Below are 26,981 nucleotides of genomic sequence, written 5' to 3' on the forward strand. Positions count from 1 at the left end.
CGGCCCGCTCGGGCTCAACCCGCCGCGACGGTCAGTGGCGCGAATCGGCGAGTCCAGTCGCCCGGAAGAGCGGAAGCGCCGCGGAGCATCACGGAATTGAAGGCGATCAGCTCGATGCCGCTCGCCTTCACCCAGGTGAGCAGTTCCTCATGTCGCACATCGATGTCCGTGCGGAGCGGACGCTCCGTCTCCGCGGCCAGCGAGGTGATCAGGGCCTTGGCGGTGTCCGTGTCCCGTGCGACCAGCGGGCCGACGACCTGGGTCTCCATGTTCGGCCATGCGGCCGCGTAGCCCGTGAGGACACCGTCGGCTTCGGCAACCCTCAACTGGTCGGCGAAGGCGGGCAGCCGGGCGAGCATATGTGTCCGGTCCACCCCGAACACCTCGGCGTCCAGACGGAGGATCGCGGGGAGATCCTCCGCCGTGGCCGCCCGGGTCACGGCCCGGGGCGCCGGACCGGAGAGACGGAAGCGGCCACGGACCATCTCGGCGCGGCCGGCGTGGGTGAAGCCCAGTTCTTCGTAGAGCGGCTGTCCGTTCGGCGTGGCATGCAGGGCCAGGGGGGTCTCGCCAGTCTCGGCGAGTACGTGCCTCATCAGACGTCGCCCGACACCCTGCCGGGCGTACCGTTCGGCCACGAGCATCATGCCGAGGGCGGAGAGCGCCGGACCGTACGACGTCACCACACACCCCGCCACGAGCCCTCCGGTTTCGGTGTCGTCGATGCCGTACCCGGTGCCCGCCGCGAGCAGGAGACCCCATTTGTGCTCCTCGCGCGGCCATCCCCGGTCCTCCGAGAGATTCGCGCAGAGGTGCAGGTCCGCGGTGGTCAGACGCCGGACGGGGAACTCGGTGAGCGGAGTTGGCATGAGGTCAGGCTGTCTGACGCAGTGATCTTCCGTCCACCGCTTTCGGGGAAGTGGCCCGGCAGCGAGACGACAGACGCGGCCAGCAGGTCGGCGGTATCGGCCACCGGCAGCCCCGTGGCGGCCGGGTCGGCTGCGGCATCCACACCGGGGCGGAGCGAGAGGGCGGTGGGCGCGGTCGTTGTCGGGGAGGGCCCACCGAGTCGGGCGTTTGAGCGTTTCACGTGAAACACCGTGCCGGGGACGGGTCGCTCTTCGCGTCTGACGAGGGGAGTAGCCGGGCGGACCGGCCTCGCTCCTCATCGCGAGCGGGATTCCTTCGCTCTGACATTGTCCAACCGGAGTGTGCGCGTCGTCGGGGGTTCATCTCCGTCGGCCATTCCGTTCATGGAACCGGTCGAACCGCCCTGCATTCTCGTGCTACGAAGTGGTGAAGGTCGCGAAGGGGCTCTGTGCAGAGATCGGGATGATGGCTGAACGGGCCCTGTCGCCCCTGCCGATTCGCTGCCCGATGCGCAGATCTTTGCCGTGGCGACCGTTGCGGACGCGGTGAATGCGGACCATCATCTGTCCGGGCGGCTCGCCGCACCGCACCGGACGGGATGCGAACCTGCTGGGGACGGGCGAACTGGTGGGATTCTCCTGCTGGTTTCGGGTGAGGTGACATACCCACCGAGACCCGAGTCGTGGCCGCGTAAACGGACATGGGTGCGATGCAGCCTAACGGGAAAGCGGGTGAGGATACCCGGACTTTCCGCTCTTTGTCCGCTGCCGGGCGGGAGCTGGCATGCTGCGACGACGAGCGCTGCGGGCAACGTCACCATCCGGTCCCACTCGCCCGAATCCCATAATCGCGAAGGCTAATGTGGGCGGGCACGAGTCATTGAGAGCAGAGCGGGGAAATCGAGGCGCCTTCCGAACCAGCGGAAGTGCGCAGACCGACCGAGAGATGTTCGAGGCGAGGCACACAATGGACGCTCCGACCGCTACGTCGGCCGACAACGGGACCTCCGGTGAGAACGGCGCGAGGGGCGGGGGAGGCTGGTTCACCCCCCGGAAGCAGCCTGCCGAAGGCCGTCCGGCTCCTGGTGGTACCGAGAGCTCTGCCCGCGGGGGAGCCGAATCGGCGGACGACGGGCGAATAGCCACCCCCAGCCGGCCGGTCGCCTCCATCCGTCCCGTCGGCACGGGAGCCGAGCGGGCTGCCGGGACCCCGCCGCGCGGAGTCGCCGTTCCCCAGACACGCACCGCACCCGAGGCCCGGCGGCCACCGGTCTCGGCGCCGCATGAGACGCCTGCACCGCCGGTCGTTCCCCCCTACGGAGCTGGTGCCGCGTACGACGCCTCATCGCCCTACGGAGGCAACGACCCCCACCACGGCCCCCCTCAGCACGACACCCCGTCCCACGGCGGCGCAGCGCCTCATCAGAGCTCCGCGCCCCACCACCCGCACCAGGCAGTTCCGTCCCACGGTGCCGACGCACCGCACTCCGGCCCCGCCCCCGACCCCGGCGGCCCCGGCTCCGTTCTGTTCTCCAGAGTCTCCGACCAGAAGGCGTCCCCCGACGCGATCCTCATCCGGCGGACCATGGAGGAGATCGCTCCGGTCGCCGACAAGGTCACTTCCTACTTCTACGCCCTGTTGTTCGTCCGCCACCCCGATCTGCGGTCCCTCTTCCCGGCCGCCATGGACACCCAGCGCGACCGGCTCCTCAAGGCGCTGCTCACCGCCGCCGAGCACATGGACAACACGCCCGTACTGGTCGACTACCTCGAGCACCTCGGCCGCGGTCACCGGAAGTACGGCACCCAGCCCGCGCACTACCCGGCCGTCGGCGAGGCGCTCATCGGGGCGCTGACCCGCTACGCGACGACGACCTGGAACGAGGAGACCGAAGCCGCGTGGGTCCGGACCTACACGACCATCTCCCAGATCATGATCGACTCTGCCGCCGAGAACGAACGGCACGCGCCGGCCTGGTGGCACGCCGAGGTGGTGTCCCACGACCTCAGAACTCCGGACATCGCGGTCGTCACCGTGCGACCCGACCAGCCGTACCCGTTCCTGGCCGGTCAGTACACGAGTCTCGAGACGCCGTGGTGGCCGAGGATCTGGCGGCACTACTCCTTCGCGGGTGCGCCCCGTTCCGACGGACTGCTCTCGTTCCATGTGAAGGCCGTCCCGGCGGGCTGGGTCTCCAACGCCCTGGTCCATCACGCCCGGCCCGGCGATGTGCTCCGGCTGGGCCCGCCTGCGGGCTCGATGGTCGTCGACCACACCACCGACAACGGGATGCTCTGCCTGGGTGGCGGTACCGGTATCGCGCCCATCAAGGCGTTGGTCGAGGACGTCGCCGAGCACGGTGAGCGCCGTCCGGTGGAGGTGTTCTACGGGGCGCGCAGCGATCACGACCTCTATGACATCGACACGATGCTGCGGCTCCAGCAGAGCCATCCGTGGCTCCAGGTACGGCCCATCGTGGATGGCAGGACGCAGTTGCCCGACGCCGTGCTCGAGTACGGGCCGTGGAACGAGTACGACGCGTTCCTCTCCGGCCCGGTCGGGATGATCCGCAGCGGAGTGGACACGCTCAGGGGCGTCGGCATCCCGTCGGAGCGGATCCGTCACGACTCGCTCGAAGAGCTCGTCGCCGCCGCCGACTAGGGCGTGTTGCGAAAGTAGCTCCATCCCGGGGCCTGCGGCGTCTGGTGCATGGAGTCTCCCCCGGGCCCTCCGGGCCGAGGGGAAGATCGCAAGGCGCCGGATCGACCCCGCAGTGGGCCTGATCGGTTGATTCGGCAACGCCGCGAGCCGCCGTGCCGGGCGCCGCGACGGGGCGAACGTCGCCCGATGCGGCACTAGGGCGTGTTCTGAGTTGAGATCACGGGAGGGCTGGCAGGCTGCGTAACCAGAGGATGGATCCGCGCAAGTGGAGCCCGGCGGCATAGCTCTCGGGCGTCTTGTCGTAGCGAGTGGCCAGCCCCCGCCATTCCTTGAACTTGTTGATGGCGCGCTCGACGGTGTTGCGATCTTTGTAGAGCGCGGCGTCGTGGCTGACCGGGCGTCCGCCGGAGCGTCCCTTCTTCTTGCGGTTGGCGGCCTGGTCGGCCTTCTCCGGGATCACCGCCTTAATGTTGCGTCTGCGCAGGTGGGCGCGGTTGGCGCGGGAGGAGTACGCCTTGTCGCCAGCGACCGCGTCCGGCCGGGTCCTGGGGCGGCCGACCGGGACACGCACCTTGATCTTCTTGAGGACCGGGATGAAGCGCGGACTGTCCGCGGCCTGGCCGGGGGTGAGGATGATGGACAGCGGGCGGCACCGCCGCTCGACGGCGAGGTGGACCTTGCTGGTCAGCCCGCCCCGGGAGCGGCCCAGTTCGGCGGCCCGCAGCCGGGCCCTGCGGCGTCGGCGCACGGCGCGGCGCTGTTCCCGCCCGGAGTCCTCCATGTCCGCGGGTTGCTCGCCTACGGGGTTGTTTTGTCCCTTTGCTGCAGCCCCTTTTCCTCCGCCACGGCCTTCTCCAGGTCCTCGAGGAGTTCCGGGGCGACGACCATGCCCGCCGCGTGGTGATGCGCGCGGGCAACAGTCGAGTCCACGCTGACCAGGCTGAGATCTACATCGTCGCGGGCCGCCGCCTCGGCGATCATCGCGTCCATGAGGGCCTGAAAGACCCCCTCACGCACCCACATCCGGAACCTGTCGTAGATCGTCGACCAGGAGCCGTAGCTCTCCGGCACATCTCGCCAGGGGCAGCCGGTGCGGAACCGCCACATCACCGCGTTGAAGTAGCTGCGCAGGTCAGGGATCGGTCCGAACGCACCCAGCGGCAGGTGCGGCTCGACCAACCCCCACTCGGCATCGGTCAGATCGCCACGAGTCACGCGACCGGTCTATCGCAACCGGCACCCTCCTGGAGCGGGAATGACCGAGCTCGTGATCTCAACCCAGAACACGCCCTAGCCGCCGCCGACTGCGGCGTGTTGCGAAAGTGGCTCCGGCACAAGGGCAGTCGGGCGGGGCGAGGGACGGTCCGGGGGCTCCGTGCTCAGCCCAGGTCGGGTGCGTGCATCGCCCGGACCCCCTCGATGTTGCCGTCCAGGTAGTGCCGCAGGGACAGCGGGACGAGATGCACTGCGGCGATCCCGACGCGGCTGAAGGGCACCCGGACGATCTCGTATTCTCCGCAGGGGTCCTCCACCTCGGGGCCGTGCCGCCGGGACTCGTCCATGGCCACCAGACGGCAGACGAAGAAATGCTGAACCTTCACGCCCGAGACGCCGCCGTCCACGATGTGCTCGACGGTGTCCACGAAGCAGGGCACCACGTCGACGATCTTGGCGCCGAGTTCCTCGTCCACTTCACGGTGGAGGGCGTCCACGACGGTGGCGTCCTCGGGCTCGACCCCGCCGCCCGGAGTGACCCAGTACGGGTCCATGCCCGGCTTGGTGCGCTTGATCAGGACGAGGTCGTCGCCGTCGAGCAGGATGGCGCGTGCGGTGCGCTTGACCACTGGCCGTTCGGTCATGGTCAGAGAGTGGCCCACGCCACCTGTTCTGAAACTCCCGGCCCCCCTGCTGTCGCCGACCGTCACCAGGCGGATGCGGCACGTAACAGTTCCTCGTGCGCACGTGCGATGTGCGGCAGTGCGAGCGTTCCGGTCCGGACGGCGAGGAAGTACGTGCGCAGCGGTGGAACCGGAGGCTCCAGCAGTGCCACAAGCCGGCCGCTGCCGAGGTCGTCCCGGCACAGATAGCGGGGCAGCACGGCGAGCCCGGCCCCGGCGGCGGCCGATTCCCGCGCGGCCCGCAGATCGGGTGCGATGACCGCGGCCACGGCGGGCGGCCGGCTGTCGAAGACCGAGGACCAGTAGCGGGAGACGAACGGCAGGGACTCGTGGACCTCGACCACCGGCAGCTGCTCCAGCACGACGGCGCCCTTGCGCAGCAGCACTCCGTCGCCCAGCCGGGCCGCCCAGCGCGGGGAGGCGACGAGGACGTGTTCCTCGTCACAGAGCGGGGTCGACGCGAGCAGCCCGCCGCGAGGCCGGGCCGTGGTCACGGCGAGCTCGTGGTGCCCGGCCGCCAGGCCCTCAAGCGCCTCCTCGGCGTTGCCCGTGAAGGACGTCCTCAGCGCCAGTCCCTGCGATACCAGCGGGGCCAGTGCGGGCAGCACCCGCGCGGAGGTGAACTCGGGCGGTCCGGTGAGGTGGAGGGTGCGTACGCCGGACTCGTCGTCCAGACCCGCCTCCACGATCTCGACGAGCGCGTCCAGATGAGGGGCGGTCCGGTGGGCCAGTTCGTCGCCGACGGTCGTGGGCGTGACCCCGCGCGCCTGTCGGAGGAAGAGCGGCCGCCCCAGCTGTCGTTCCAGAGTCCGTATCTGGCTGGTCACCGCGGGCTGGGAGAGTCCCAGGAGAGCGGCGGCGCGGGTGAACGACCCGGCCCGGTGCACCGTGACGAATGTGCGCAGCAGGGCCAGATCCATCGTCCAACTATAAATAAGTCGATACCTCTCTGTCGCTCCTGTGATTGGACACTGACGCAGAGTCAACTAGCCTTGCTGGAGCGGTTTCCGGTTCAGGGCGCTGTATGCGTCGCTACGCGCGGAGTGTGCGTGGTGCCACGTGTCACCGGCCCGGGAACCGCGTGCGGAAGAGGGACGGTCCGAGCCATGAGGGGGGAGGTTCGGACCGTCCTTCGTGCCCGTCCGCAAGACGCTCAGGCCGGCGGTGCCCGCGGCGGCTGACCAGCCGCCGCGCGCGTGCCTCAGCTCTCCGCCGCGTCCAGTGCCCGGAGCACGTCCGCGACGAGGTCGTCCGTGTCCTCCACGCCCGCCGAGAAGCGGATGAAGCCCTCCGCCACGGCGTCGCCGCCCCACCGCCCCCTGCGCTCGGCGCTGGAGCGGACGCTGCCGAAGCTGGTGGCGTCGTCGACGAGCCGTGCCTCCGCGAGGAAGCGCTCTGCGTGGTCACGGCCGGGCAGCTCGAAGGAGACCACCGAGCCGAAGCGACGCATCTGCTCCGCGGCGATCTCGTGCGAGGGGTCCTCGGGCAGCCCGGGGTAGCGCAGTCCGGTGACCTCCGCCCGCCCGGACAGCGCCCGCGCGAGGGCCAGCGCGTTCGCGCACTGCCGGTCGGAGCGGAGCTGGAGCGTGGCCAGCGAGCGATGGGCCAGCCATGCCTCCATGGGGCCCGGGATCGCGCCCACGACCTTGCGCCAGAGCCGTACCCGAGAGGCCAGTGCGGGGTTCCGGCAGACGACGTAACCGAGCAGCAGATCGCCGTGGCCCGTCAGGCCCTTGGTGCCGCTGGCGACCGCGAAGTCGGCACCGAGGGCCAGCGGGCGCTGGCCGAGCGGCGTCGCGAGCGTGTTGTCGACCGCGACCAGGGTGCCGCCGGCGTGCGCGGCGTCCGCGAGCCGTCGTACGTCGCACACGTCGAGCCCCGGGTTCGAGGGCGTCTCGATCCACAGCAGCTTCGCCCCGTCCAGCACGGTGAGCTGGGCGTCGCCGCCGGTGGGTGCGGTCCGCACCTCGACCCCGTACTCCTCCAACTGCTCCCGTACCAGAGGCAGGGCCTGGTAGCCGTCGTCCGGGAGTACCACCGCGTCGCCCGCGCGGACCTGGGAGAGCAGCACGGCCGAGACCGCGGCCATTCCCGAGGCGAAGGCGACGGTCTCGACCCCGGTTTCCCCGGGTGCCTCCAGCTCCCCGACCGCCTGCTCCAGCAGCGTCCAGGTGGGATTGGAGTCCCGCCCGTACGCGTACGGGCCCGTCGGTTCCCCGGGCAGGTGGTAGTGGGCGGCGAAGACCGGCCCCGGCAGCGTCGGTTCGTACTTCCGAGCCTCCGGCAGACCGGCCCGTACGGCCCTCGTTCCCTCGCCCGTGCTCACGCCGCCTCCTCCACCGCCTCGCGCACCGCGGCGAGCAGCCCCTCGCTCGCGGCCTCCACCATGTCCAGGCATTCCTCGAATCCGCCCGTCCCGCCGTAGTAGGGGTCGGGGACGTCGAGGTCGTCACCGGCGGCCGGGTCGTACGAGCGCAGCAGCCGGACCTTCGAGGCGTCCGCCGCGGTCGGTGCCAGTCGGCGCAGCTCCCGCAGATGACCCCGGTCGAGAGCGATCACGAGATCCAGCCGGGAGAACCACGAGGGAAGGAACCGCCGGGCGACATGACCGGACGCGTATCCGTTGTCCCGCAGGACGTCGACGGTGCGGGTGTCGGCGCCGTCGCCCTCGTGCCAGCCTCCCGTGCCGGCGCTGTCCACGACGACGAGGCCGTCGAGTCCGGCGTCCTCCACACGGGCCCGGAACACGGACTCGGCCATCGGCGACCGGCAGATGTTGCCGGTGCAGACGAAACAGACGGAGAAGGGCATCGTGCGGTCAGTCCTTGCCGTCGGGGAGCACCACGTTCAGCGCCCATGACACGATCGAGATGATCAGCCCGCCGAGCACGGCCGTCCAGAAACCCTCCACATGGAAGTTCAGGTCCAGGACGTCGGCGAGCCACGAGGTCAGCAGCAGCATCAGGGCGTTGACGACCAGCGTTATCAGGCCGAGCGTGAGGATGAACAGGGGAAGCGTCAGCAGCCTGACTATCGGCTTCACGAAGAAGTTCACCAGGCCGAAGAGCAGGGCCACGATGATCAGGGTGACGGTCTTCTTCGCGGTGCTGTCGCCGGTGAGCGTGATGTCCTGGACCAGCCAGATCGCCACGGCGAGTGCCCCGGCGTTCGCGATCGTCTTGACGAGGAAATTCTTCATGTGTCTGATCGTGGCAGACGTGATCGGACCGATGACAGGGGCGGACGGACGATGAAGGCATTCCGGCTGGACGAGCTCGAGGCGGAGCGTGCCGCCAACGACGGGGCTTATCTGCAGTTCCTGCATGAGCGGAACATGTCGGTCGGGCTGTACGCGCTGGACGCGGGGGAGCTGGACCCTCAGCAGCCGCACCGGCAGGACGAGGTCTACCTCGTCGTCAGCGGCCGCGCCTCGATCACGGTCGGTACGGAGACGACCCCGGTGGGGCGGGGCAGCGTCGTCTACGTCCCGGCGGGAGTGGCCCACAAGTTCCACCACATCAGCGAGGATCTCCGGGTGCTCGTCGTCTTCTCTCCGCCCGAGAGCTGACCGGCCGGCCCGGCTTTCCCTAGGGGAAGGCTCAGGGGACTTCGGGGGGCGCGGGCGCCCCGTGGACCACCGCCCCGCCTCTAGCATCGACAGCAGGAGAACTCACAGAAGCGAGGTAGGGACGATGGCGGTGCGGGAGATACTGACGGGGATGCCCTGGTGGGTGAAGTGGGTCGCCATCCCTCTGATCGCCCTTGTCGTCTTCGGCGGGATGATCGCGAGTTTGGTCGGTTTTGTGATCTGGCTGCTCTTCAAGGTCCTGCTCTTCGTGGCCATCGTGGGTGGGCTGATCTACGTCGTGCGGAAGTTCATGAGCTCGTCGTCCTCGAAGAGCGACTGGTAAGCGACCGGGCGCGGTACGGTCACCGGCCGGGGGGGGAGTGCGCCGGAGGCGCGAGGGCAGCGCGGGGCGGTGGGTGTCGCGGAGCGGAAAACGGCAGGTGCGTACGCCCGTTAGCCCGCGCGGGGGAATGCCGCAGATGATCCCCGCGGCCCGTCGGAGGCTGCCATTAGAGTGGCAATCCTCCGCCGTCCCCGGGAATCCCCGGTCGATGATCACCGTGAACAGTGGTTCGTGCGACTTCCTGGACAGTTCCCGAATTCGGTCTCAGGAGCAGCCCAGGCCCTCGGGGAGCGCGGCGGGCGTGCGGGGGCGGCCCCTGCACGCGGGCGGTCCGCCCGTCACCATGCCTGGGGGTGACCTTTGGCCACGGCATTGGCTACCAGTTCTGCGCCCACCACCACTTCGCCCGCCGCTCCGACCCTGATCGGTTCGGTGCAAAGGGCTCTGAGACTCATGGAGGCCGTGGCCTCCCACGCCGACGGAGCCCCGGCCAAGCAGCTCGCACGTGAGGCGGGCCTGCCCCTTCCCACCGCCTACCACCTGCTGCGGACCCTCGCGCATGAGGGTTATCTGCGGCGCGAGAAGGGCGTGTTCGTCTTCGGTGAGGCCGCGGTGCGGCTGGCGGTGGGCGGTGCGATGCAGAATCGTCGCACCAAGATCGAGGAATCCCTGGCGCACTGGCGGGACTCGATCGGCGTACCGGTCTATTTCGCACTCTACCGGGAGGAAGAGATCGAACTCGTGGCCGTGGCCGACACCCCGTACGCGCCGGCGGTGGAGGAATGGGCGGACTTCCGGGAGACGGGCCATGCGCACGCCCTCGGCCAGTGCCTGCTCGGCCAGCTCGACGAACGGTCCCGCAAGGATCATCTCGACCGGCATCCGGTGGACCGGATCACGCCCTATACGGTGCGCAATCGGGGAAGTCTGCTGGAACGGCTCGGGGCGATGGGGCAGATGCAACCGGTGATCGAGCGGCAGGAATATGCCCTGGGGACGGTCTGTGCGGCTATTCCCGTCACCGTGGGCGCCACCGCCGGAGCGATGGCGATTTCCCTTCCGCTGCACCAGGAAGATCGTTTGATCCCGGCGGTCGAACAACTACGCAGTGGCGTGGGCAGCCTGCTCAGTTCATTCGCCTTCTCTATCAGTATCTGAAAAACTACTCCTTGTGATCTATCGGTCACTTACAGCACGATGGCGGTGCGGACCCAGGGGAAACCCTCCCGGCCGTTTTCACGAGGTGCTTCATCCACTGCGGGGTTAACACGATGCGCGAGTCGGTTCAGGCAGAGGTCCTGATGAGCTTCCTGGTCTCCGAGGAGCTCTCCTTCCGGATCCCCGTGGAGCTCATGTACGAGACGAGAGACCCCTATGCGGTGCGCATGACGTTCCACCTGCCCGGGGACGCCCCTGTGACCTGGGCGTTCGGCCGGGAGCTGCTGTTGGACGGGATCAACGGCCCCAGCGGGGACGGTGATGTGCACATCGCCCCCACCGAGCCGGAGGGGCTGTCCGACGTCCACATCCGGCTCCAGGTCGGCGTCGACCGGGCGTTGTTCCGGGCCGGAGCCGCGCCCCTGGTGGCCTTTCTCGACCGGACCGACAAACTGGTTCCGCTGGGACAGGAGCGCACGCTCGGGGACTTCGAGGACAACCTGGAAGCCGCCCTGGGCCGGATCCTCACCGAGGAAGCCGCCGGCTGACGGCTGACGACCACGAGCGCCCCCGAGGCCACGAGCGCCCGTCGCGGCCGTGCGCGAAGGAGCTACTTCGCCCGCCGGCGGCGGCCCCTGCTGCGCACCGCTCCCGCGGCCACACCGGTCACCGTGCCGCCGGGCCGGTCGGCGGAGACCACCAGAGCGGCCAGTGCCGTGGTCACCGGCACCGATGCCACCAGACCGATCGAGCCGATGAGGGTCCGGACGATCTCCTCCGCCACCAGCTCACTGGTCGCCACCGTGCCCACCCCCGACTGCGCGATCGAGAACAGCAGGAGAAGCGGCAACGAGGCGCCGGCATAGGCCAGTACGAGCGTGTTGACCACCGAGGCGATGTGGTCGCGGCCGATCCGGATACCCGCCTTGTAGAGGCCACGCGGCCCCATGGCCGGATCCGCCTGGTGCAGCTCCCAGACGGCCGAGGTCTGGGTCACCGTGACGTCGTCGAGCACGCCGAGCGAACCGATGATGACTCCCGCCAGCAGCAGGCCGGACATGTCGATGTTCGGATACAGGCCGTGAATCAGGCCGGTGTTGTCGTCGGTGTTCCCGGACAGGGACGCCCAGCCGATGAACACCGAGCCGAGCAGCCCGATCAGCAGCAGTGAGATCAGCGTCCCCAGCACCGCGACCGAGGTGCGGGCGTTCAGACCGTGGCAGAGGTACAGCGCCATCAGCATGATCGCGCTGGCCCCGACCACCGCCACGATCAGCGGATTCGAGCCCTGAAGGATCGCGGGCAGGATGAACAGGGTCAGTACGGCGAAGCTCAGCACCAGCGCGATCAGCGCCATCACCCCGCGCAGCCGGCCGACCAGCACGACCACGACCGCGAAGATCCCGGCGAGCAGCATCATCGGGAAGTCCCGGTTCACATCGCTCACCGAGTACTGGAGATCGCGCGGCGCGTCGGGGGCGTACGACACGACGACGCCCTGGCCCTGCTTCAGCTGCCGCGAGGCGTCCGGCTGGACGATCTCGATGAACGTACGCCCCTTGTCCTTACCGGACGTGATCTCGACCGTCGCCTTCTTGCACTCTCCCTGCTGGGAGTTGACCGCCTCGCGGCCCTCTGGGGTCGTGGTGTCACCCGTCGGCGGCACCTGACCGGCGTTCACCTCGGAGCAGTCGACCTCCTGCACCCGGACCACCCGGGCCTGTTCCGTCTGCCGGTCGAAGCCGACACCCGTGCGCTCGTGCTCCGGTGCGCCGCCCGGCCAGAGGGCGACGAGACCGACCACCACCGCGGCGGCGAACGGGATGAGGACCGCGGCGATGACCCGCCGCAGATGCCGCGAGACGGGGGCGGCCGGCCCATGGCCGTGCCCGTGGGCATGGGCATGGGAGTGCGGCGAACCGCCCGCGCGATGGTCCGGTTCCGGCGTCTGCTGTGAGGAAGTCACCGACAGATCATCGCAAGAACGGATGGGGGCCCACTGTTCAGCACGCCCGGCGGGGCGCTAGCGTGGTGGCACCTTTGCACACGCGGGAGCTCGGAGCACCGGGCTGAGAGGGCGCTGACCCGCCGTACGACCGTACGGGACAGCTGCGCCGACCGCCGAACCTGTTACCGGGTAATGCCGGCGTAGGGAGTAGGTCTCATGACCACATCGGACACGCGCACGCCTGCCTCCGGAACGTCCGGGGCGGGGAAGCCCATCGGCTGGCACAAGGGGTACGTCGAGGGCTCGCGCCCCGACATCCGGGTGCCGGTCCGCCAGGTGCACCTCACCAACGGCAACGACGTGACCCTGTACGACACATCCGGTCCGTACACCGATCCGCACGCCGAGACGGATGTGCGCCGCGGTCTGCCGCCGCTGCGCGAGAACTGGATCGTCGGCCGCGGCGACACCGAGGAGTACGCCGGCCGTCCCGTGCGGCCCGAGGACGACGGCATCAAGCACACGTCCCCGCGCGGTGGTCTGCGCAACCTCGACGCGGTCTTCCCCGGGCGCCCGCGCCAGCCCCGCCGGGGACGCGGCGGGCAGGCGGTGACGCAGCTCGCCTACGCCCGGCGCGGCGAGATCACGCCGGAGATGGAGTTCGTGGCGATCCGGGAGAACGTCTCCCCGGAGGTCGTCCGCGAGGAGATCGCCGCGGGCCGGGCCGTTCTGCCCGCCAACGTCAACCACCCCGAGATCGAACCGATGATCATCGGCAAGCGGTTCCTCGTGAAGGTCAACGCCAACATCGGGAACTCGGCGGTGACCTCCTCCATCGAGGAGGAGGTGGAGAAGATGACCTGGGCCACCCGGTGGGGCGCGGACACGGTCATGGACCTCTCCACCGGCCGCAACATCCACACCACGCGCGAGTGGGTGCTCCGCAACTCCCCCGTGCCGATCGGCACCGTGCCGCTGTACCAGGCGCTCGAGAAGGTCGACGGCCGTGCCGAGGAGCTGACCTGGGAGATCTACAAGGACACCGTCATCGAGCAGGCGGAGCAGGGCGTCGACTACATGACGGTCCATGCCGGCGTGCTGCTGCGGTACGTGCCGCTCACGGCCCGGCGCAAGACCGGCATCGTCTCCCGGGGCGGCTCGATCATGGCCGCCTGGTGCCTCGCGCACCACAAGGAGTCGTTCCTGTACGAGAACTTCGAGGAGCTCTGCGAGATCCTCGCCGCGTACGACGTCACCTACTCGCTCGGCGACGGACTACGGCCGGGCTCCATCGCGGACGCCAACGACGAGGCGCAGTTCGCCGAGTTGAGGACGCTCGGGGAACTCAACTCGATCGCCAAGCGGCACAACGTGCAGACCATGATCGAGGGCCCGGGGCACGTCCCGATGCACAAGATCAAGGAGAACATCGACCTCCAGCAGGAGATCTGCGAGGAGGCCCCGTTCTACACGCTCGGCCCCCTGACGACCGATGTGGCGCCCGCCTACGACCACATCACCTCCGGCATCGGCGCCGCGATGATCGCCTGGTGGGGTACGGCGATGCTCTGCTACGTCACGCCCAAGGAGCATCTGGGCCTGCCGAACCGGGACGACGTCAAGACGGGCGTCATCACCTACAAGATCGCGGCTCACGCGGCGGACCTCGCCAAGGGGCACCCCGGCGCGCAGGAGTGGGACGACGCGCTGTCGGACGCGCGCTTCGAGTTCCGCTGGGAGGACCAGTTCAACCTGGCCCTGGACCCGGACACGGCACGTGAGTTCCACGACGAGACGCTGCCGGCCGAGCCGGCGAAGACCGCGCACTTCTGCTCCATGTGCGGTCCGAAGTTCTGCTCGATGAAGATCAGCAGAAGCATCACGGAGCAGTTCGGCGGCGACGGGCCGGCGGCGTCGGACACGGAGATCGCCGAGGGCATGCTCCAGAAGTCCAGGGAGTTCGCCGCCTCGGGGAACCGGGTGTACCTGCCGCTGGCGGACTGAGCCGGGTGACGGCACCGGTCCACGGCTTCATGCCGCCGTGGACCGGTGCCGTCACTGCGACGCGGTCGTGTGGTGGATCGCCGTCACGCGGCGTACGTGCTCGAGTGCACCGAGGCTGGGGCCGGTAGAGCCCGGATGGCCCGGTTTGCGGGTTTCCGATGATCACGGAAGTGCGGCGGGTTGATTGCTGTTTCAGTGAGGCTCTGAACTGCTCTGACCCCATGGGGACGCATGGATAATTTTCGGCCGCTTGGCTGAAATTCTATGTGCCTCTGACAAGGGGCCAGGGGAGGGAACCGCAGTGAACTGGTACCTGGCGGTACTCAGGAACTACGTCGGATTCGGGGGGCGTGCGCGCCGCAAGGAGTACTGGATGTTCTCCGTGGTGAACATCGCCGTCTTCGCAGTGCTGGTGGGCCTCGGCTAATGCCATCGACACGATGATCCCGTACTACGTCTACTACGCGGCGATTCTCATCCCGGCGCTCGCCGTCACGGTCCGCCGGCTGCACGACACGGGTCGGTCGGCCTGGTGGCTGCTGATCGCCCTCGTGCCGCTCGTCGGCGGAATCGTTCTCGTGGTCTTCCTGGCCACGGAGGGCGAGGCGGCGCCGAACAAGTACGGCGAGAACCCCAAGTCCGTTCCGGTCGCGGCCTGAAGCCACGGCCGTGACGGCACAACGGCGAAGGCCGGGGCGGCCCGCGGCTGCCCCGGCCTTCGCCGTGCCCGTCCCGGCACGAGAGCTGGAACGACGACGTCCCGCTGTGACCGCTTCTACTCGGGCTGGTGTTCCGGCGGCCCGAACTCGGGGCTGGTGAAGTCCGGGCTCGTGAACGTCGGGCGGGAGCCCGCCGAGGTGCCGTCGCTCGGGCTCGAGAAGTCGGGGCCGCTGTAGCCGACCTTGGGAAGGCGGCTGACCCGGTGGGGCGGGGCGGGGAAGGCAGGATCGGCGCTGGGATCGGCCAGGGCGGCGCGCAGGAAGGGCAGGACGCCGCGCTCCAGGAGCGCGTGCCGCCAGGCATCCTTGGCGCGTGCCACCTCGTCGGGCAGTTCGCCGGTCGTCGCGTCCTCGGCGGGCACCTGGGTGGCCCCGTTCCGGATCGCCGTGATCAGCAGCCCGATCGCGGCGGCGAGCAGTCCGGCCGCCGTCAGGGCGCCGAAGAACCAGCCCGCCGTCAGCAGGGTGTCCGCGAAACCGGTGTCGGGGCTGACGGCCTTCAGGATGTAGCCGACGAGCAGGAAGATGAGCGCGGCGGTTCCGGCGAGGACCGGTGCCAGGACGGTGAGCACCGCGGCGAACCCGGCGCCCGTCTCCGAGGACGCCCCGACCGCGGGCCCGAGGACCGAGTGGCCGACGGGCACTCCCGCGGATGTGCGTGCCTCCTCGCGGACCTTCACGAAGTGGTCGTACTCGGCGGTGGCGGCGCTGGTGATGAGCGCGGTGGCGTTCAGCGCCATCGTGCGCAGCTGTTCGGCGTTGAGCCGTTTGCCCATACCGTCGAGGTCTGGGCGGTCGTGCGCTGTGCGCAGCGCGTCGTCGAGGATGCGCTCGTATTCGGAGCGGTCCTCGGCCAGCAGGTGCGGAGCGCTGTTCATGTGCATCCCCCGATGCTCCGTAGGGCCGGTTTGCCCATGTGGGTCGGGCAGTCGGGCGAAACGGAGGAGAGCCTGCTACGGATATGCCGATGGTAGAGCGGTTATGGCGGGGGGTGACAGGGGGTTTCCGGAAATCGCCTGCGCGGGATTGCCTCAGGCCTGTAGCGGGAGCTGGGCCACCAGCAGCTTTCCGGCCATGGTCACGCCGCCGTCCATGGCGATGGCGAGCCCGTCCGCGTACACGTGCGGCCCTTCCACCAGCGGCTCCGAGTTCCCCTCGCCGTCCGCGTCCTCCGTGCCGACCTCGCCCAGCAGGTACGGAATGGGGCTGTGGCCGTGGACGACCCGGCCGCCGCCGTAGGCGGCGAGCAGTTCCCGGACGGCTTGCGGGCCGTCGTCGTCCCGGAAGGCGAAGCGCTTGGTGAACTTGCGGAAGAGGTCCCAGCACTCGTCCGCGTCATTGCGGTTGATGATCTCGTGGACGTTGTCGTTGACGTCCTCGATCGTGGTGCCGTAGTCGAGGTAGGCGGTCGTGTCGGAGTGCATGAGCAGATGCCCGTCCTCCTCCACCACCGCGTCGAGCCGGGACATCCACTGCAGATGGACGTCCTGGAGGCGGTCCATGTCGCTCTTCTGGCCGCCGTTGAGGAGCCATGCCGCCTGGAAGGTGGCGGTGCCCGCGCCGGAGTTGACGGGCGTGTCGCCGAAGCGTTTGGCGCCGATCAGCAGCAGCTCGTGATTGCCCATCAGGGCCTTGCAGTAGCCGCCGGCCGCCGCGGCCTCGGCCGAGAGCCGCATGACGAGGTCGATGACGCCGATGCCGTCCGGGCCGCGGTCGGTGAAGTCGCCCAGGAACCACAGCCGGGTGTTGCCCGCGGACCAGCGGCCTTCGGCGTCGACCAGGCCCTGGGCGGTGAGCGCGGCGACGAGTTCGTCCAGATAGCCGTGGACGTCCCCGACCACGTAGAGCGGGCCGAGGCCCTCGGCGGCGGGAGCCGGCTGCTCGGCGGGGGCGACGGTGACCTGCACGGTGTCGCCGCGGTTGATCACCGGCAGGTCGCGCTCGGTGGGGGTGTAGCCCTCGGGCGGCTCGTCGTCCGGGAACGCGTCGCCGGGGTGCTCCGGCGGTGCCTGGGGAACGGAGTCCTCGGGGCGGGCCGGGGCCGCCCGGGTGTCGCCGTGTTCCGTTCCGGGGGCGTCGGCGACCCGGTGCGGGGCCTCGGCGGCGGTCGCCGGCCGCGCGGAGGACTCCCCGGCTTCGCGGGGAACCGCCCGTGGGACTGAGTCCTCCGGGTGCGCGAGCACGTATTCATGGGAAGCGGATTCCGACTGCACCGGAACCTGTGCGTACGGCGGGACGCGGAAGTCGCGCAACGTCGCCGTACGCACCACGGGTCCCTGACCGGCCCCCTGAGTCATCGACCCCTCCACCACCGTCGCGCCGCCCTCACCGCCGGACCGGCCTGGTCGGGGACGGTCCGCGGTGTCGTGCGCCCATCATAGGAATGCGGATCGTGCTGTGTGATGCACCAGGGGTGCTGAATCCGGGTACACCGCCGGTTCGCTGTTCGTTTCGCCCCAATTGCGTTGGTCTAGTCCTGGGAAGGCGAACGCGGGGCGCTCACCGTCGTACGGGGAGAGCGCCGCTGTGAAGAGGTCCGGACGATGAGTTCGGTCGGTATCACCTGCTCGACCGGGCGGCCGCCGTCCACTCCCTCGATCGCGTCGATCAGCAACTGCACCACGGCGGTGCCGATGCGCCGGGGCTTGAGGGAGAGAGTGGTGATCGACGGCTCCGTGTTGGCGTACACGGTGGACTCGCTGCAGCAGACCAGCAGCAGGTCGTCCGGGACGCGCAGTCCGTACCGGCGGGCGGCGGCGAGCAGGTCCGTGCCGTTGGGGTCGAAGAGCCCGTACACGGCGTCGGGACGGTCCGGACGGGCGAGCAGCCGGTCGGCGGCGACCGCTCCGGCGCACGGGTCGTGTGCGGGGTAGGCCTCGTACACCGGATCCTGGCCGACGCGTTCGCACCAGTTCAGATAGGCCGTGGTGGAGAGCCGGGTGTACGTGTCCGTGGTGGTCCCGGTGAGCAGGCCGATCCGGCGTGCTCCGCCGGCCGCCAGATGGTCGAGCAGGTCGAGGACTGCGGCCTCGTGGTCGTTGTCGACCCAGGCGGTGACGGGAAGGGTGCCCGCGGGGCGCCCGTCGGAGACGACCGGGAGGCCCTGGCGGACGAGCTCCGCGACCACGGGGTCGTGGTCGGAGGGGTCGATCACGACGGTGCCGTCGAGCGCGACGTTGGACCAGACGTCGTGGCGTGAGGTGGCGGGGAGGATGACCAGGGCGTAGCCGCGGGCGAGTGCGGCGGAGGTGGCGGCTCTCGCCATCTCCGCGAAGTACGCGAACTCCGTGAAGGTGAACGGCTCGTCCCCGTACGTCGTCACCGTGAGGCCGATGAGTCCGGACTTGCCGGTACGGAGCGTGCGGGCCGCGGCCGACGGGCGGTAGCCCAGCCGGTCGGCGACCTCGCGGACATGGCGGCGGGTGGCGTCCGGGAGCCGACCCTTTCCGTTCAGCGCGTCCGAGACGGTCGTGATGGAGACACCGGCTGCGGCGGCTACGTCCCGGATGCCTGCTCGGCCTTGCCGGCTGCCCCGGCGTGATGTCTCCGTCCGGCTCACCTGGTGCTTCCCTGCTGCTGTCATGGCAGGCCGATAGTAGGGCGAGGCGGGGAGGTGGAGTCGGTCGCATATGCAGTCGTTGACAGGAACGTTTCTGCATGGCCATGAGTCGTCAAATGCCATGGAATGCAAGGTAGTTGGGGCCTTGTGTGAGCGTCTCATGGTTGCCGACAGGCGCGGACCTGCCAAATGGCTGAGGCATCGAAGAGGTCTCAACTCACCACTACGAGGGATGCGCGCCACGGCGCGAGCCACCGGCGCGCGGTGATCCGAAGAGCGCTCCTCTCCTCGCTGCCGCTCCCGGTCCGTACCCCGGTTGTTCCTGGCTCGCCCATTCGCAGCAGCCGGGAATCCTCATAGGGTGAGAAGTATTGGTGAGCACGATGCACGACGGTCGAGGAGGACCTGCGGTGAGCGAGACGAGCCCCAAGCTGCGCGCCGAGCTGGACGGCATCCCCACATACAAGCCCGGCAGGCCGGCCGCCGCCGGCGGGCCGGTCGCGTTCAAGCTTTCCTCCAACGAGAACCCCTATCCGCCGCTGCCGGGTGTGATGGAGACCGCCGTCGCCGCCGCGGGCGACTTCAACCGGTACCCGGACATGGCCTGCACCGGCCTGATGAACGAGCTCGCCGACCGCTTCGGGGTCCCGGTCTCACACCTGGCGACGGGCACGGGCTCGGTGGGCGTCGCGCAGCAGCTGCTCCAGGCCACCTCGGGCCCGGGCGACGAGGTCGTCTATGCCTGGCGGTCCTTCGAGGCATACCCGATCATCACCCAGATCAGCGGCGCCACATCGGTTCCGGTGCCGCTGACCGCGGACGACGTGCACGATCTCGACGCGATGGCGGACGCCGTCACCGACCGGACCCGGCTGATCTTCGTCTGCAACCCGAACAACCCGACGGGCACGGTGGTGCACCGCGCCGAGCTGGAGCGGTTCCTCGACCGGGTCCCGTCCGACGTGCTCGTGGTCCTGGACGAGGCGTACCGGGAGTTCATCCGGGACGCCGAGGTGCCGGACGGTCTGGAGATCTACCGCTCGCGACCGAACGTGGCGGTGCTGCGCACCTTCTCCAAGGCCTACGGGCTGGCGGGGCTGCGGGTCGGCTTCGCCGTCGCCCACGAGCCGGTGGCGGCCGCGCTGCGCAAGACGGCCGTGCCGTTCGGCGTCAGCCAGCTCGCCCAGGACGCGGCGGTCGCCTCGCTTCAGGCGGAGGACGAACTCCTGGGCCGGGTCGGCGCGCTGGTGGCGGAGCGGACGCGGGTGTACGAGGGCCTGGTGAAGCAGGGCTGGACGGTGCCGCCGACGCAGGCGAACTTCGTCTGGCTGCGGCTCGGGGAGCGTACGGCCGAGTTCGCCGCGGCCTGCGAGGCGGCCGGGGTCGTGGTGCGGCCGTTCCCGGGCGAGGGAGCGCGGGTCACCATCGGCGAGTCCGAGGCGAACGACATCTTCCTGCACGCAGCGGACGCGTTCCGCAACAGGACGTAGCAGTCGGCCGCCCTTGCGTGATGGCCCGCCCTCGCTCCGGGGGCGGGCCGTCTCCGTTCCAGAGCTTCAACAATCGGTTGACTGGATGAGCGAGGTGCTGTTCGGGCTCCTGTGTACCGACCGGCCGGTGTGTCGCTCGGGGACCCCCGCTCACCGGTTCGGATCCGGTATGGGTCATAATTGCTTGTGAATGTGAACGCGTTCACAAGCGGTCCGGAAGCTCTCGCTATGTCATGGATGTCCTGGGCAACTGTCGTGACGTATCCGACGAGCACGCCGATGTGACCACGCCGACGTAAGGAGAGACGACGTGGACCTCGCTCTGGCGCCAGAGACTCTGGCGCGCTGGCAGTTCGGCATCACCACCGTCTACCACTTCCTCTTCGTTCCTCTGACGATCTCGCTGGCGGCGCTGACGGCCGGCCTGCAAACGGCGTGGGTGCGTACGAACAAGGAGAAGTACCTCCGGGCGACCAAGTTCTGGGGCAAGCTCTTCCTGATCAACATCGCCATGGGTGTCGTCACCGGCATCGTGCAGGAGTTCCAGTTCGGCATGAACTGGTCCGACTACTCGCGCTTCGTCGGCGACGTCTTCGGCGCCCCGCTCGCATTCGAGGCGCTGATCGCCTTCTTCTTCGAGTCCACCTTCATCGGGCTGTGGATCTTCGGCTGGGACAAGCTCCCGAAGAAGATCCATCTCGCCTGCATCTGGATGGTCTCCATCGGCACGATCCTCTCCGCGTACTTCATCCTGGCCGCCAACTCCTGGATGCAGCACCCGGTCGGCTACCGGATCAACCAGGAGAACGGGCGCGCGGAACTCACCGACATCTGGCTCGTACTGACCCAGAACACCACCCTCACCCAGGTGTTCCACACCCTCTCCGCCGCCTTCCTCACCGGCGGTGCGTTCATGGTCGGCATCGCCGCCTTCCACCTGCTGCGCAGGAAGCACGTCCCGGTGATGAAGAGCTCGCTGCGACTCGGCCTGGTCACCGTGGTCATCGCGGGTCTGCTGACGGCGATCAGCGGCGACTTCCTCGGCAAGGTCATGTTCAAGCAGCAGCCGATGAAGATGGCGGCCGCCGAGGCGCTGTGGGACGGCGAGGGCCCCGCACCCTTCTCCGTCTTCGCCTACGGCGACGTGGACAAGGGCCACAACAAGGTCGCCATAGAGATTCCGGGTCTGCTCTCGTTCCTGGCGAACGACGACTTCACGTCGTACGTGCCCGGCATCAACGACACCAACAAGGCGGAGCAGGAGAAGTACGGGCCCGGCGACTACCGGCCCAACATCCCCGTCACGTACTGGGGCTTCCGTTGGATGATCGGTTTCGGCATGACGTCGCTCGCCATCGGCCTGGCCGGGCTCTGGCTGACCCGGAAGAAGTTCATGCTGCCGGCGGCGTCGAGGGTCGGTGAGGACGACGTGCCCCATGTGGTGCTGTTCCGGAAGCCGCTCGGACCGAAGCTCACGCGGCTGTACTGGCTCGCCGCGATCTGGACGCTCGGCTTCCCGCTGATCGCCAACTCCTGGGGCTGGATCTTCACGGAGATGGGGCGGCAGCCCTGGGTCGTGTACGGCGTCCTGCGCACCCGGGACGCCGTCTCCCCCGGCGTCTCCCAGGGCGAGGTGCTCACGTCGATGATCGTGTTCACGCTCATCTACGCGATCCTCGCCGTCATCGAGGTCAAGCTGTTGGTCAAGTACGTCAAGGCCGGGCCTCCCGAGCTCACCGAAGCCGACCTCAACCCGCCCACCAAGATCGGCGGCGACGACCGCGACGCCGACCGGCCGATGGCCTTCTCGTACTGAGACCGAGGACTGGGATCTGAGGCATGGAACTCCACGACGTCTGGTTCGTACTCATCGCCGTCCTGTGGACCGGCTACTTCTTCCTCGAGGGCTTCGACTTCGGGGTCGGCATCCTGACGAAGCTGCTCGCCCGCGACCGGGTCGAGAAGCGCGTCCTCATCAACACCATCGGACCGGTCTGGGACGGCAACGAGGTGTGGCTGCTCACGGCGGGCGGGGCGACCTTCGCCGCCTTCCCCGAGTGGTACGCCACTCTCTTCTCCGGCTTCTATCTGCCGCTGCTGCTCATCCTGGTCTGCCTGATCGTGCGCGGTGTCGCGTTCGAGTACCGGGCCAAGCGGCCGGAGGAGCACTGGCAGCGCAACTGGGAGGAGGCCATCTTCTGGACCTCGCTCATCCCTGCGTTCCTGTGGGGCGTGGCCTTCGGGAACATCGTGCGCGGTGTCAAGATCGACCAGGAGATGGAGTACGTCGGCACCTTCTGGGATCTGCTGAACCCGTACGCGATCCTGGGCGGCCTCGTGACCCTGACGCTGTTCACCTTCCACGGGTCGGTGTTCACGGCGCTGAAGACCGTCGGGGAGATCAGGGAGCGGGCCCGGAAGCTCGCCCGCAACCTCGGGCTGGTCACGGCCGTGCTGGCGCTCGGGTTCCTGGGCTGGACGCAGGCGGACAAGGGCGACGGCGCGAGCCTGGTCGCCATGGTCATCGCCGTCGCGGCGCTGGTCGCCGCGCTCGGAGCGAACCAGGTGGGGCGCGAGGGGTGGTCGTTCGCCCTGTCGGGCGTCACGATCGTGGCCGCGGTCGCGATGCTGTTCCTGACCCTCTTCCCGAACGTGATGCCCTCGTCGCTCAATGAGGCGTGGAGCCTGACGGTCACCAACGCGTCCTCGAGCCCCTACACCCTGAAGATCATGACCTGGTGCGCCGGGATCGCCACCCCCGTGGTGCTGCTGTACCAGGGCTGGACCTACTGGGTGTTCCGGAAGCGGATCGGTACGCAGCACATCGCCGATCCGCACTGAGGCCGGAGTTCCACGGGGACCGTCCGGTCCCCTGACCAAGGGATGTTTCACGTGAAACCCGTCGACCCGCGACTGCTCCGGTACGCCCGTGCCACCCGCCTCTTCCTGGCGACCGTGGTGGCGCTGGGCCTTGCCGGGGCGGCGCTGGTCGTCGCCCAGGCGATGCTCATCGCCGACGTGGTGGTCGGCGCCTTCCAGAACGGGATGGACGCAGGTGAGCTGCGGAACCCGCTGGTGCTGCTGGCCGCCGTCGCCGCCGGCCGCGGACTGGTGGCCTGGCTGACGGAGCTGGCGGCCCACCGGGCGAGCGCGGCGGTCAAGTCCGAGCTGCGGCTGCGGTTGCTGGAGCGGGCCGCGCAGCTGGGACCGGGGTGGCTGAGCGGGCAGCGGAGCGGTTCGCTGGCCGCCCTGGCCACCCGGGGGGTGGATGCGCTCGACGACTACTTCGCGCGCTATCTGCCGCAGTTGGGGCTGGCCGTGGTCGTTCCGGTCGCGGTGCTGGCCCGGATCGTCACCGAGGACTGGGTCTCCGCGGCGGTCATCGTGATCACCCTGCCGCTGATCCCGATCTTCATGGTGCTGATCGGCTGGGCGACCGAAGCCCGGATGAACCGTCAGTGGGCGCTGCTGTCGCGGCTGTCCGGGCACTTCCTCGACGTGGTCGCGGGACTGCCGACACTGAAGGTCTTCGGGCGGGCGAAGGCCCAGGCCGAAGCGATCCGGAAGATCACATCGGAGTACCGGCGGGCGACGCTGAAGACCCTGAGGATCGCCTTCCTCTCCTCGTTCGCCCTGGAGCTGCTGTCGACGCTCTCGGTGGCGCTGGTGGCGGTCGGTATCGGCATGCGGCTCGTCCATGGAGATCTGGATCTCCACACCGGACTCGTCGTGCTGATCCTCGCCCCCGAGGCATATCTGCCACTGCGGCAGGTCGGGGCGCAGTACCACGCCGCGGCGGAGGGACTGTCGGCGGCGGAGGAGATCTTCCGGGTGCTGGAGACCCCGGTCCGGGCCGGCGGCGCGGCGCCGGTGCCTGCTGCCCGGGGGGTTCGGCTGGAGCTGGACTCCGTGACGGTACGCCACGAGGGCCGTGCCGTTCCCTCGCTGGACGGCGCGTCCCTGACGGTCGGGGAAGGCGAGACCGTCGCCCTGGTCGGTCCGAGCGGGGTCGGCAAGTCGACGCTGCTCGACGTGGTGCTCGGCTTCACGGCTCCGGACGAGGGCACGATCCGGGTGGGTGCCCCCGGCGAAGGACTTTCGCAACACGCCCTAGTGGACCTCGCCTCGCTGGACCGGGTGGCCTGGCACCGGCAGATCGCCTGGGTGCCGCAGCGGCCGTACCTCTTCGCGGGGACCATCGCTGAGAACGTACGGCTGGCGCGGTACGAAGCGGACGACGCGGAGGTCCTGGCGGCACTCCGGGAGGCCGGTGCGGCGGACTTCGTGGCCGCGCTGCCGGAGGGCATGGAGACGGCCCTCGGTGAGGACGGCGCGGGGCTTTCCGCTGGTCAGCGCCAGCGGATCGCGCTCGCCCGGGCCTTCCTCGCCGACCGTCCTCTGCTGCTGCTCGACGAGCCCACGGCGGCGCTCGACGGGGAGACCGAGGCGGGGATCGTGGACGCGGTGCGGCGGCTGGCACGGGGCCGGACGGTGCTGCTCGTCGTCCACCGGCCCGCTCTGCTGTCCGTCGCCGACCGGGTGGTCGAACTGCGCCCCGCCCAGCGGGTTCTTGCCGGCGAGGAGGCTCGGGGGGAGCTCGTTCCCTCCCGGGTTCCCCGCCCGTCGCCGTCACCCGACGGCACGGCCGTGACGGCGCAGGCCACGCTGCCCGTCGAACCCATGGAACGGCCGGCCTCCTCCGTTGAGGACCCCGCGTACCGGGCCGCCCGAGGAGCGTCCGGGCCCGTCGGCGTCGGGGTGCTGGCGCGGGTGCGTGGGATGGCCGGGGCGTTGCGCGGCCGGCTGGTGCTGGCGCTGGTGCTCGGAAGCCTGGCGCTGGGCTCGGCCGTGGGCCTCATGGCCGTGTCGGGGTGGCTGATCTCGCGGGCATCGGAGCAGCCGCCCGTGCTCTATCTGATGGTGGCCGTCACGGCGACCCGGGCGTTCGGGATCGGGCGGGCGGTGTTCCGGTACGCCGAGCGGCTCGTCTCGCACGACGCCGTGCTGAGGATGCTGGCCGATCTCCGGGTCGGGGTGTACCGCAGGCTGGAGCGGATCGCGCCCGCCGGGCTGCGCCGCACCCGCCGGGGCGATCTGCTCTCCCGGCTCGTCGCCGATGTGGACGCCCTCCAGGACTACTGGCTGCGCTGGATGCTGCCGGCCGGTGCGGCGCTCTTCGTCGGGGCCGCGTCCGTCGGGTTCACCGCATGGCTGCTGCCCGAGGCCGGCGCCGTGCTGGCCGTGGGCCTGTTCGCGGCCGGGGTGGCCGTACCGGCGCTGAGCGGGATGTTCGCACGCCGGGCCGAGCGACGGCTCGCCCCGGCCCGCGGAGTGCTCGCCACCCAGGTCGTCGATCTGCTCAAGGGCACCGCCGAGCTGACCGTCACCGGGGCTCTGGCACGGCGGACGGCCGGGGTGCGGGAGGCCGACCGCGTTCTGACCCGGATCGCCTCGCGCGCCGCGGCCGCCACCGCGCTGGGCGGCGGGCTGTCGGCCGTGGCCTGCGGTCTGACCGTCGCCTTCGCGGCGTACGCAGGTGTCACGGCCGTGCACTCCGGCCGGGTCGAAGGGGTCGAACTCGCCGTCGTCGTGCTCACGCCGCTCGCCGCCTTCGAGGCGGTCGTGGGGCTGCCGCTGGCGGTGCAGTACCGGCAGCGTGTGAAGCGCAGCGCCCAGCGGGTCTTCGAGGTGCTCGACGCCCCGGTGCCGGTGAGCGAGCCCGCGGAACCGGTCCCCGCGCCTGCCTCCGTGTTCCCCCTGGAGGTCCGGGGGCTCACCGTGCGCCATGCCGGCGGGCGGGAGGACGCGCTGTCCGGCTTCGACCTGACACTCACCGCCGGCCGGCGCGTCGCCGTCGTCGGTTCCTCCGGGTCCGGCAAGACGACCCTCGCGCAGGCACTGCTGCGCTTCCTGGACGTACGGGCCGGGACTTACACGATCGGCGGGACGGACGCGACGGCGCTCGACGGGGACACCGTCCGCCGCCGCGTCGGCCTCTGCGCCCAGGACGCCCATCTCTTCGACAGCTCCATCCGGGAGAATCTGCGGCTCGCCCGGACCGGTGCCTCCGAGGAGGAGCTGCGCGCGGCACTCGCGGCCGCCCGGCTGCTGGACTGGGCCGAGGGGCTTCCGGACGGGCTCGACACCCTGGTGGGTGAGCACGGAGCCCAACTCTCCGGCGGTCAGCGCCAGCGGCTGGCCCTGGCGCGTGCCCTGCTCGCCGACTTCCCCGTGCTGCTGCTCGACGAACCGGCCGAGCATCTGGATCTCGCTACGGCGGACGCCCTGACCGCAGACCTGCTGGCCGCGACCGAGGGCCGTACGACGGTGCTGATCACCCATCGGCTCCGCGGCCTCGACACGGTCGACGAGGTGCTGGTACTGGACGAGGGCCGCACCGTGCAGCGCGGGCCCTACGCGGAGCTGGTGGCAACGGACGGTCCGCTGAGCCGCATGCTCGAACGTGAGCGTGCCGGTGATCTGCTCGGAGAGCGCCTCAGGGATCCCGCTTTCTCGGCCAAACAGGAATAGGTCGGACTCATCGGCGGGGGTCGTGCTGCTGCCGAGGGCGAAGGCGGACTGGAGGTGGTCGAGGGCGGTGGCGGTACGGCGGTCGCCCGGGAGGCCCGCTCCAGGCGCAGAACGCCCTCGCCGCGCCATCGGCCGACGCGGCGGGGCCGAGCCGCCGCGGGCGTGGTCCCTCCCCCCGACGCCCCGTCAGCAGGTGGTCCGGCCACCAGTCCGGCGGTCCCGACGCACCGTC

20 protein-coding genes and 2 pseudogenes are annotated in these 26,981 nt (G+C 69.9%); 11 read left to right on the top strand and 11 right to left on the bottom strand.

Annotation, left to right across the window (positions count from 1 at the left end; genetic code table 11):
* Positions 1–14: 14 nt before the first annotated feature.
* Entirely contained in the window at positions 15–869 is an 855-nt protein-coding gene (locus FEF34_RS18980; RefSeq protein WP_138054227.1) for a GNAT family N-acetyltransferase, read from the bottom strand.
* Between the two features lie 967 nt (positions 870–1,836).
* Here FEF34_RS18980 and FEF34_RS18985 point away from each other — a divergent pair.
* Positions 1,837–3,531 carry a globin domain-containing protein gene (locus FEF34_RS18985; protein WP_138054228.1) on the top strand — a complete coding sequence of 565 codons (1,695 nt, stop codon included), beginning with the start codon at positions 1,837–1,839 and terminating at the stop codon, positions 3,529–3,531.
* 217 nt (positions 3,532–3,748) lie between these two features.
* Here the strand turns inward: FEF34_RS18985 and FEF34_RS18990 are convergent.
* The 6 genes and pseudogenes from FEF34_RS18990 to FEF34_RS19015 form a co-directional block, all read right to left on the bottom strand.
* A pseudogene (locus FEF34_RS18990) lies at positions 3,749–4,746 on the bottom strand (IS5 family transposase).
* Positions 4,747–4,910: 164 nt separating this feature from the next.
* A complete protein-coding gene (locus FEF34_RS18995; protein ID WP_138054229.1) occupies positions 4,911–5,390 on the bottom strand; it encodes an NUDIX domain-containing protein in 480 nt (159 codons plus the stop codon).
* Between the two features lie 62 nt (positions 5,391–5,452).
* A complete protein-coding gene (locus tag FEF34_RS19000) occupies positions 5,453–6,349 on the bottom strand; it encodes a LysR family transcriptional regulator (protein ID WP_138054230.1) in 897 nt (298 codons plus the stop codon).
* 281 nt (positions 6,350–6,630) lie between these two features.
* Positions 6,631–7,755, bottom strand: coding sequence for a cystathionine gamma-lyase (locus FEF34_RS19005; RefSeq protein ID WP_138054231.1), 1,125 nt, complete (start codon positions 7,753–7,755; stop codon positions 6,631–6,633).
* Positions 7,752–8,240: a low molecular weight protein-tyrosine-phosphatase gene (locus FEF34_RS19010; protein WP_138054232.1), complete on the bottom strand. Its 489-nt coding sequence runs from the start codon at positions 8,238–8,240 to the stop codon at positions 7,752–7,754. The genes FEF34_RS19005 and FEF34_RS19010 overlap by 4 nt, the downstream gene beginning before the upstream one ends.
* A 7-nt stretch (positions 8,241–8,247) precedes the next feature.
* The gene (locus tag FEF34_RS19015) at positions 8,248–8,628 is read right to left on the bottom strand and encodes a phage holin family protein (protein ID WP_138054233.1); all 381 of its coding nucleotides are present in this window, start codon (positions 8,626–8,628) and stop codon (positions 8,248–8,250) included.
* Positions 8,629–8,679: 51 nt separating this feature from the next.
* On the opposite strand from FEF34_RS19015, the gene FEF34_RS19020 reads away from it, so the two are divergent.
* The 4 genes from FEF34_RS19020 (at position 8,680) to FEF34_RS19035 (ending at position 11,046) form a co-directional block, all read left to right on the top strand.
* Positions 8,680–8,997 carry a cupin domain-containing protein gene (locus tag FEF34_RS19020; protein WP_138054234.1) on the top strand — a complete coding sequence of 106 codons (318 nt, stop codon included), beginning with the start codon at positions 8,680–8,682 and terminating at the stop codon, positions 8,995–8,997.
* Positions 8,998–9,127: 130 nt separating this feature from the next.
* Positions 9,128–9,340 carry a DUF5326 family protein gene (locus FEF34_RS19025; protein WP_138054235.1) on the top strand — a complete coding sequence of 71 codons (213 nt, stop codon included), beginning with the start codon at positions 9,128–9,130 and terminating at the stop codon, positions 9,338–9,340.
* 420 nt (positions 9,341–9,760) lie between these two features.
* Positions 9,761–10,498 carry an IclR family transcriptional regulator gene (locus FEF34_RS19030; protein WP_138057582.1) on the top strand — a complete coding sequence of 246 codons (738 nt, stop codon included), beginning with the start codon at positions 9,761–9,763 and terminating at the stop codon, positions 10,496–10,498.
* A gap of 113 nt (positions 10,499–10,611) precedes the next feature.
* A complete protein-coding gene (locus FEF34_RS19035; protein ID WP_138054236.1) occupies positions 10,612–11,046 on the top strand; it encodes an SsgA family sporulation/cell division regulator in 435 nt (144 codons plus the stop codon).
* A 62-nt stretch (positions 11,047–11,108) separates the two neighbouring features.
* Here FEF34_RS19035 and FEF34_RS19040 read toward each other — a convergent pair whose 3' ends face one another.
* A complete protein-coding gene (locus FEF34_RS19040) occupies positions 11,109–12,464 on the bottom strand; it encodes a YibE/F family protein (RefSeq protein WP_138054237.1) in 1,356 nt (451 codons plus the stop codon).
* Between the two features lie 198 nt (positions 12,465–12,662).
* On the opposite strand from FEF34_RS19040, the gene thiC reads away from it, so the two are divergent.
* Positions 12,663–14,450 (top strand): phosphomethylpyrimidine synthase ThiC, encoded by a 1,788-nt coding sequence (gene thiC, locus FEF34_RS19045; RefSeq protein ID WP_138054238.1) that lies wholly within the window; start codon positions 12,663–12,665, stop codon positions 14,448–14,450.
* Between the two features lie 301 nt (positions 14,451–14,751).
* Positions 14,752–15,109: pseudogene (locus FEF34_RS19050) on the top strand (DUF805 domain-containing protein).
* A 116-nt stretch (positions 15,110–15,225) separates the two neighbouring features.
* Here FEF34_RS19050 and FEF34_RS19055 read toward each other — a convergent pair.
* From FEF34_RS19055 to FEF34_RS19065, 3 genes are all read right to left on the bottom strand, one after another.
* Positions 15,226–16,053 (bottom strand): hypothetical protein, encoded by an 828-nt coding sequence (locus FEF34_RS19055; RefSeq protein ID WP_171053011.1) that lies wholly within the window; start codon positions 16,051–16,053, stop codon positions 15,226–15,228.
* 147 nt (positions 16,054–16,200) lie between these two features.
* On the bottom strand, positions 16,201–17,466 hold the full coding sequence (locus FEF34_RS19060; protein ID WP_138054239.1) for a metallophosphoesterase: 1,266 nt from the start codon (positions 17,464–17,466) through the stop codon (positions 16,201–16,203).
* A 173-nt stretch (positions 17,467–17,639) separates the two neighbouring features.
* The gene (locus tag FEF34_RS19065) at positions 17,640–18,752 is read right to left on the bottom strand and encodes a LacI family DNA-binding transcriptional regulator (protein WP_138054240.1); all 1,113 of its coding nucleotides are present in this window, start codon (positions 18,750–18,752) and stop codon (positions 17,640–17,642) included.
* A gap of 386 nt (positions 18,753–19,138) precedes the next feature.
* Here FEF34_RS19065 and hisC point away from each other — a divergent pair, with 386 nt between their 5' ends.
* The 4 genes from hisC (at position 19,139) to cydD (ending at position 26,749) form a co-directional block, all read left to right on the top strand.
* Positions 19,139–20,218 (top strand): histidinol-phosphate transaminase, encoded by a 1,080-nt coding sequence (gene hisC / locus FEF34_RS19070; RefSeq protein WP_138054241.1) that lies wholly within the window; start codon positions 19,139–19,141, stop codon positions 20,216–20,218.
* Between the two features lie 310 nt (positions 20,219–20,528).
* Positions 20,529–22,034, top strand: a complete 1,506-nt coding sequence (locus tag FEF34_RS19075; protein ID WP_138054242.1) for a cytochrome ubiquinol oxidase subunit I — start codon at positions 20,529–20,531, stop codon at positions 22,032–22,034.
* A 23-nt stretch (positions 22,035–22,057) separates the two neighbouring features.
* Positions 22,058–23,059: a cytochrome d ubiquinol oxidase subunit II gene (cydB, locus tag FEF34_RS19080; protein ID WP_138054243.1), complete on the top strand. Its 1,002-nt coding sequence runs from the start codon at positions 22,058–22,060 to the stop codon at positions 23,057–23,059.
* A 51-nt stretch (positions 23,060–23,110) separates the two neighbouring features.
* Positions 23,111–26,749, top strand: coding sequence for a thiol reductant ABC exporter subunit CydD (cydD, locus tag FEF34_RS19085; protein WP_138054244.1), 3,639 nt, complete (start codon positions 23,111–23,113; stop codon positions 26,747–26,749).
* The last annotated feature ends 232 nt before the right edge of the window (positions 26,750–26,981 follow it).

Origin of the sequence: Streptomyces marianii, from assembly GCF_005795905.1 — a bacterium.
GTDB classification, from domain to species: Bacteria; Actinomycetota; Actinomycetes; order Streptomycetales; family Streptomycetaceae; genus Streptomyces; species Streptomyces marianii.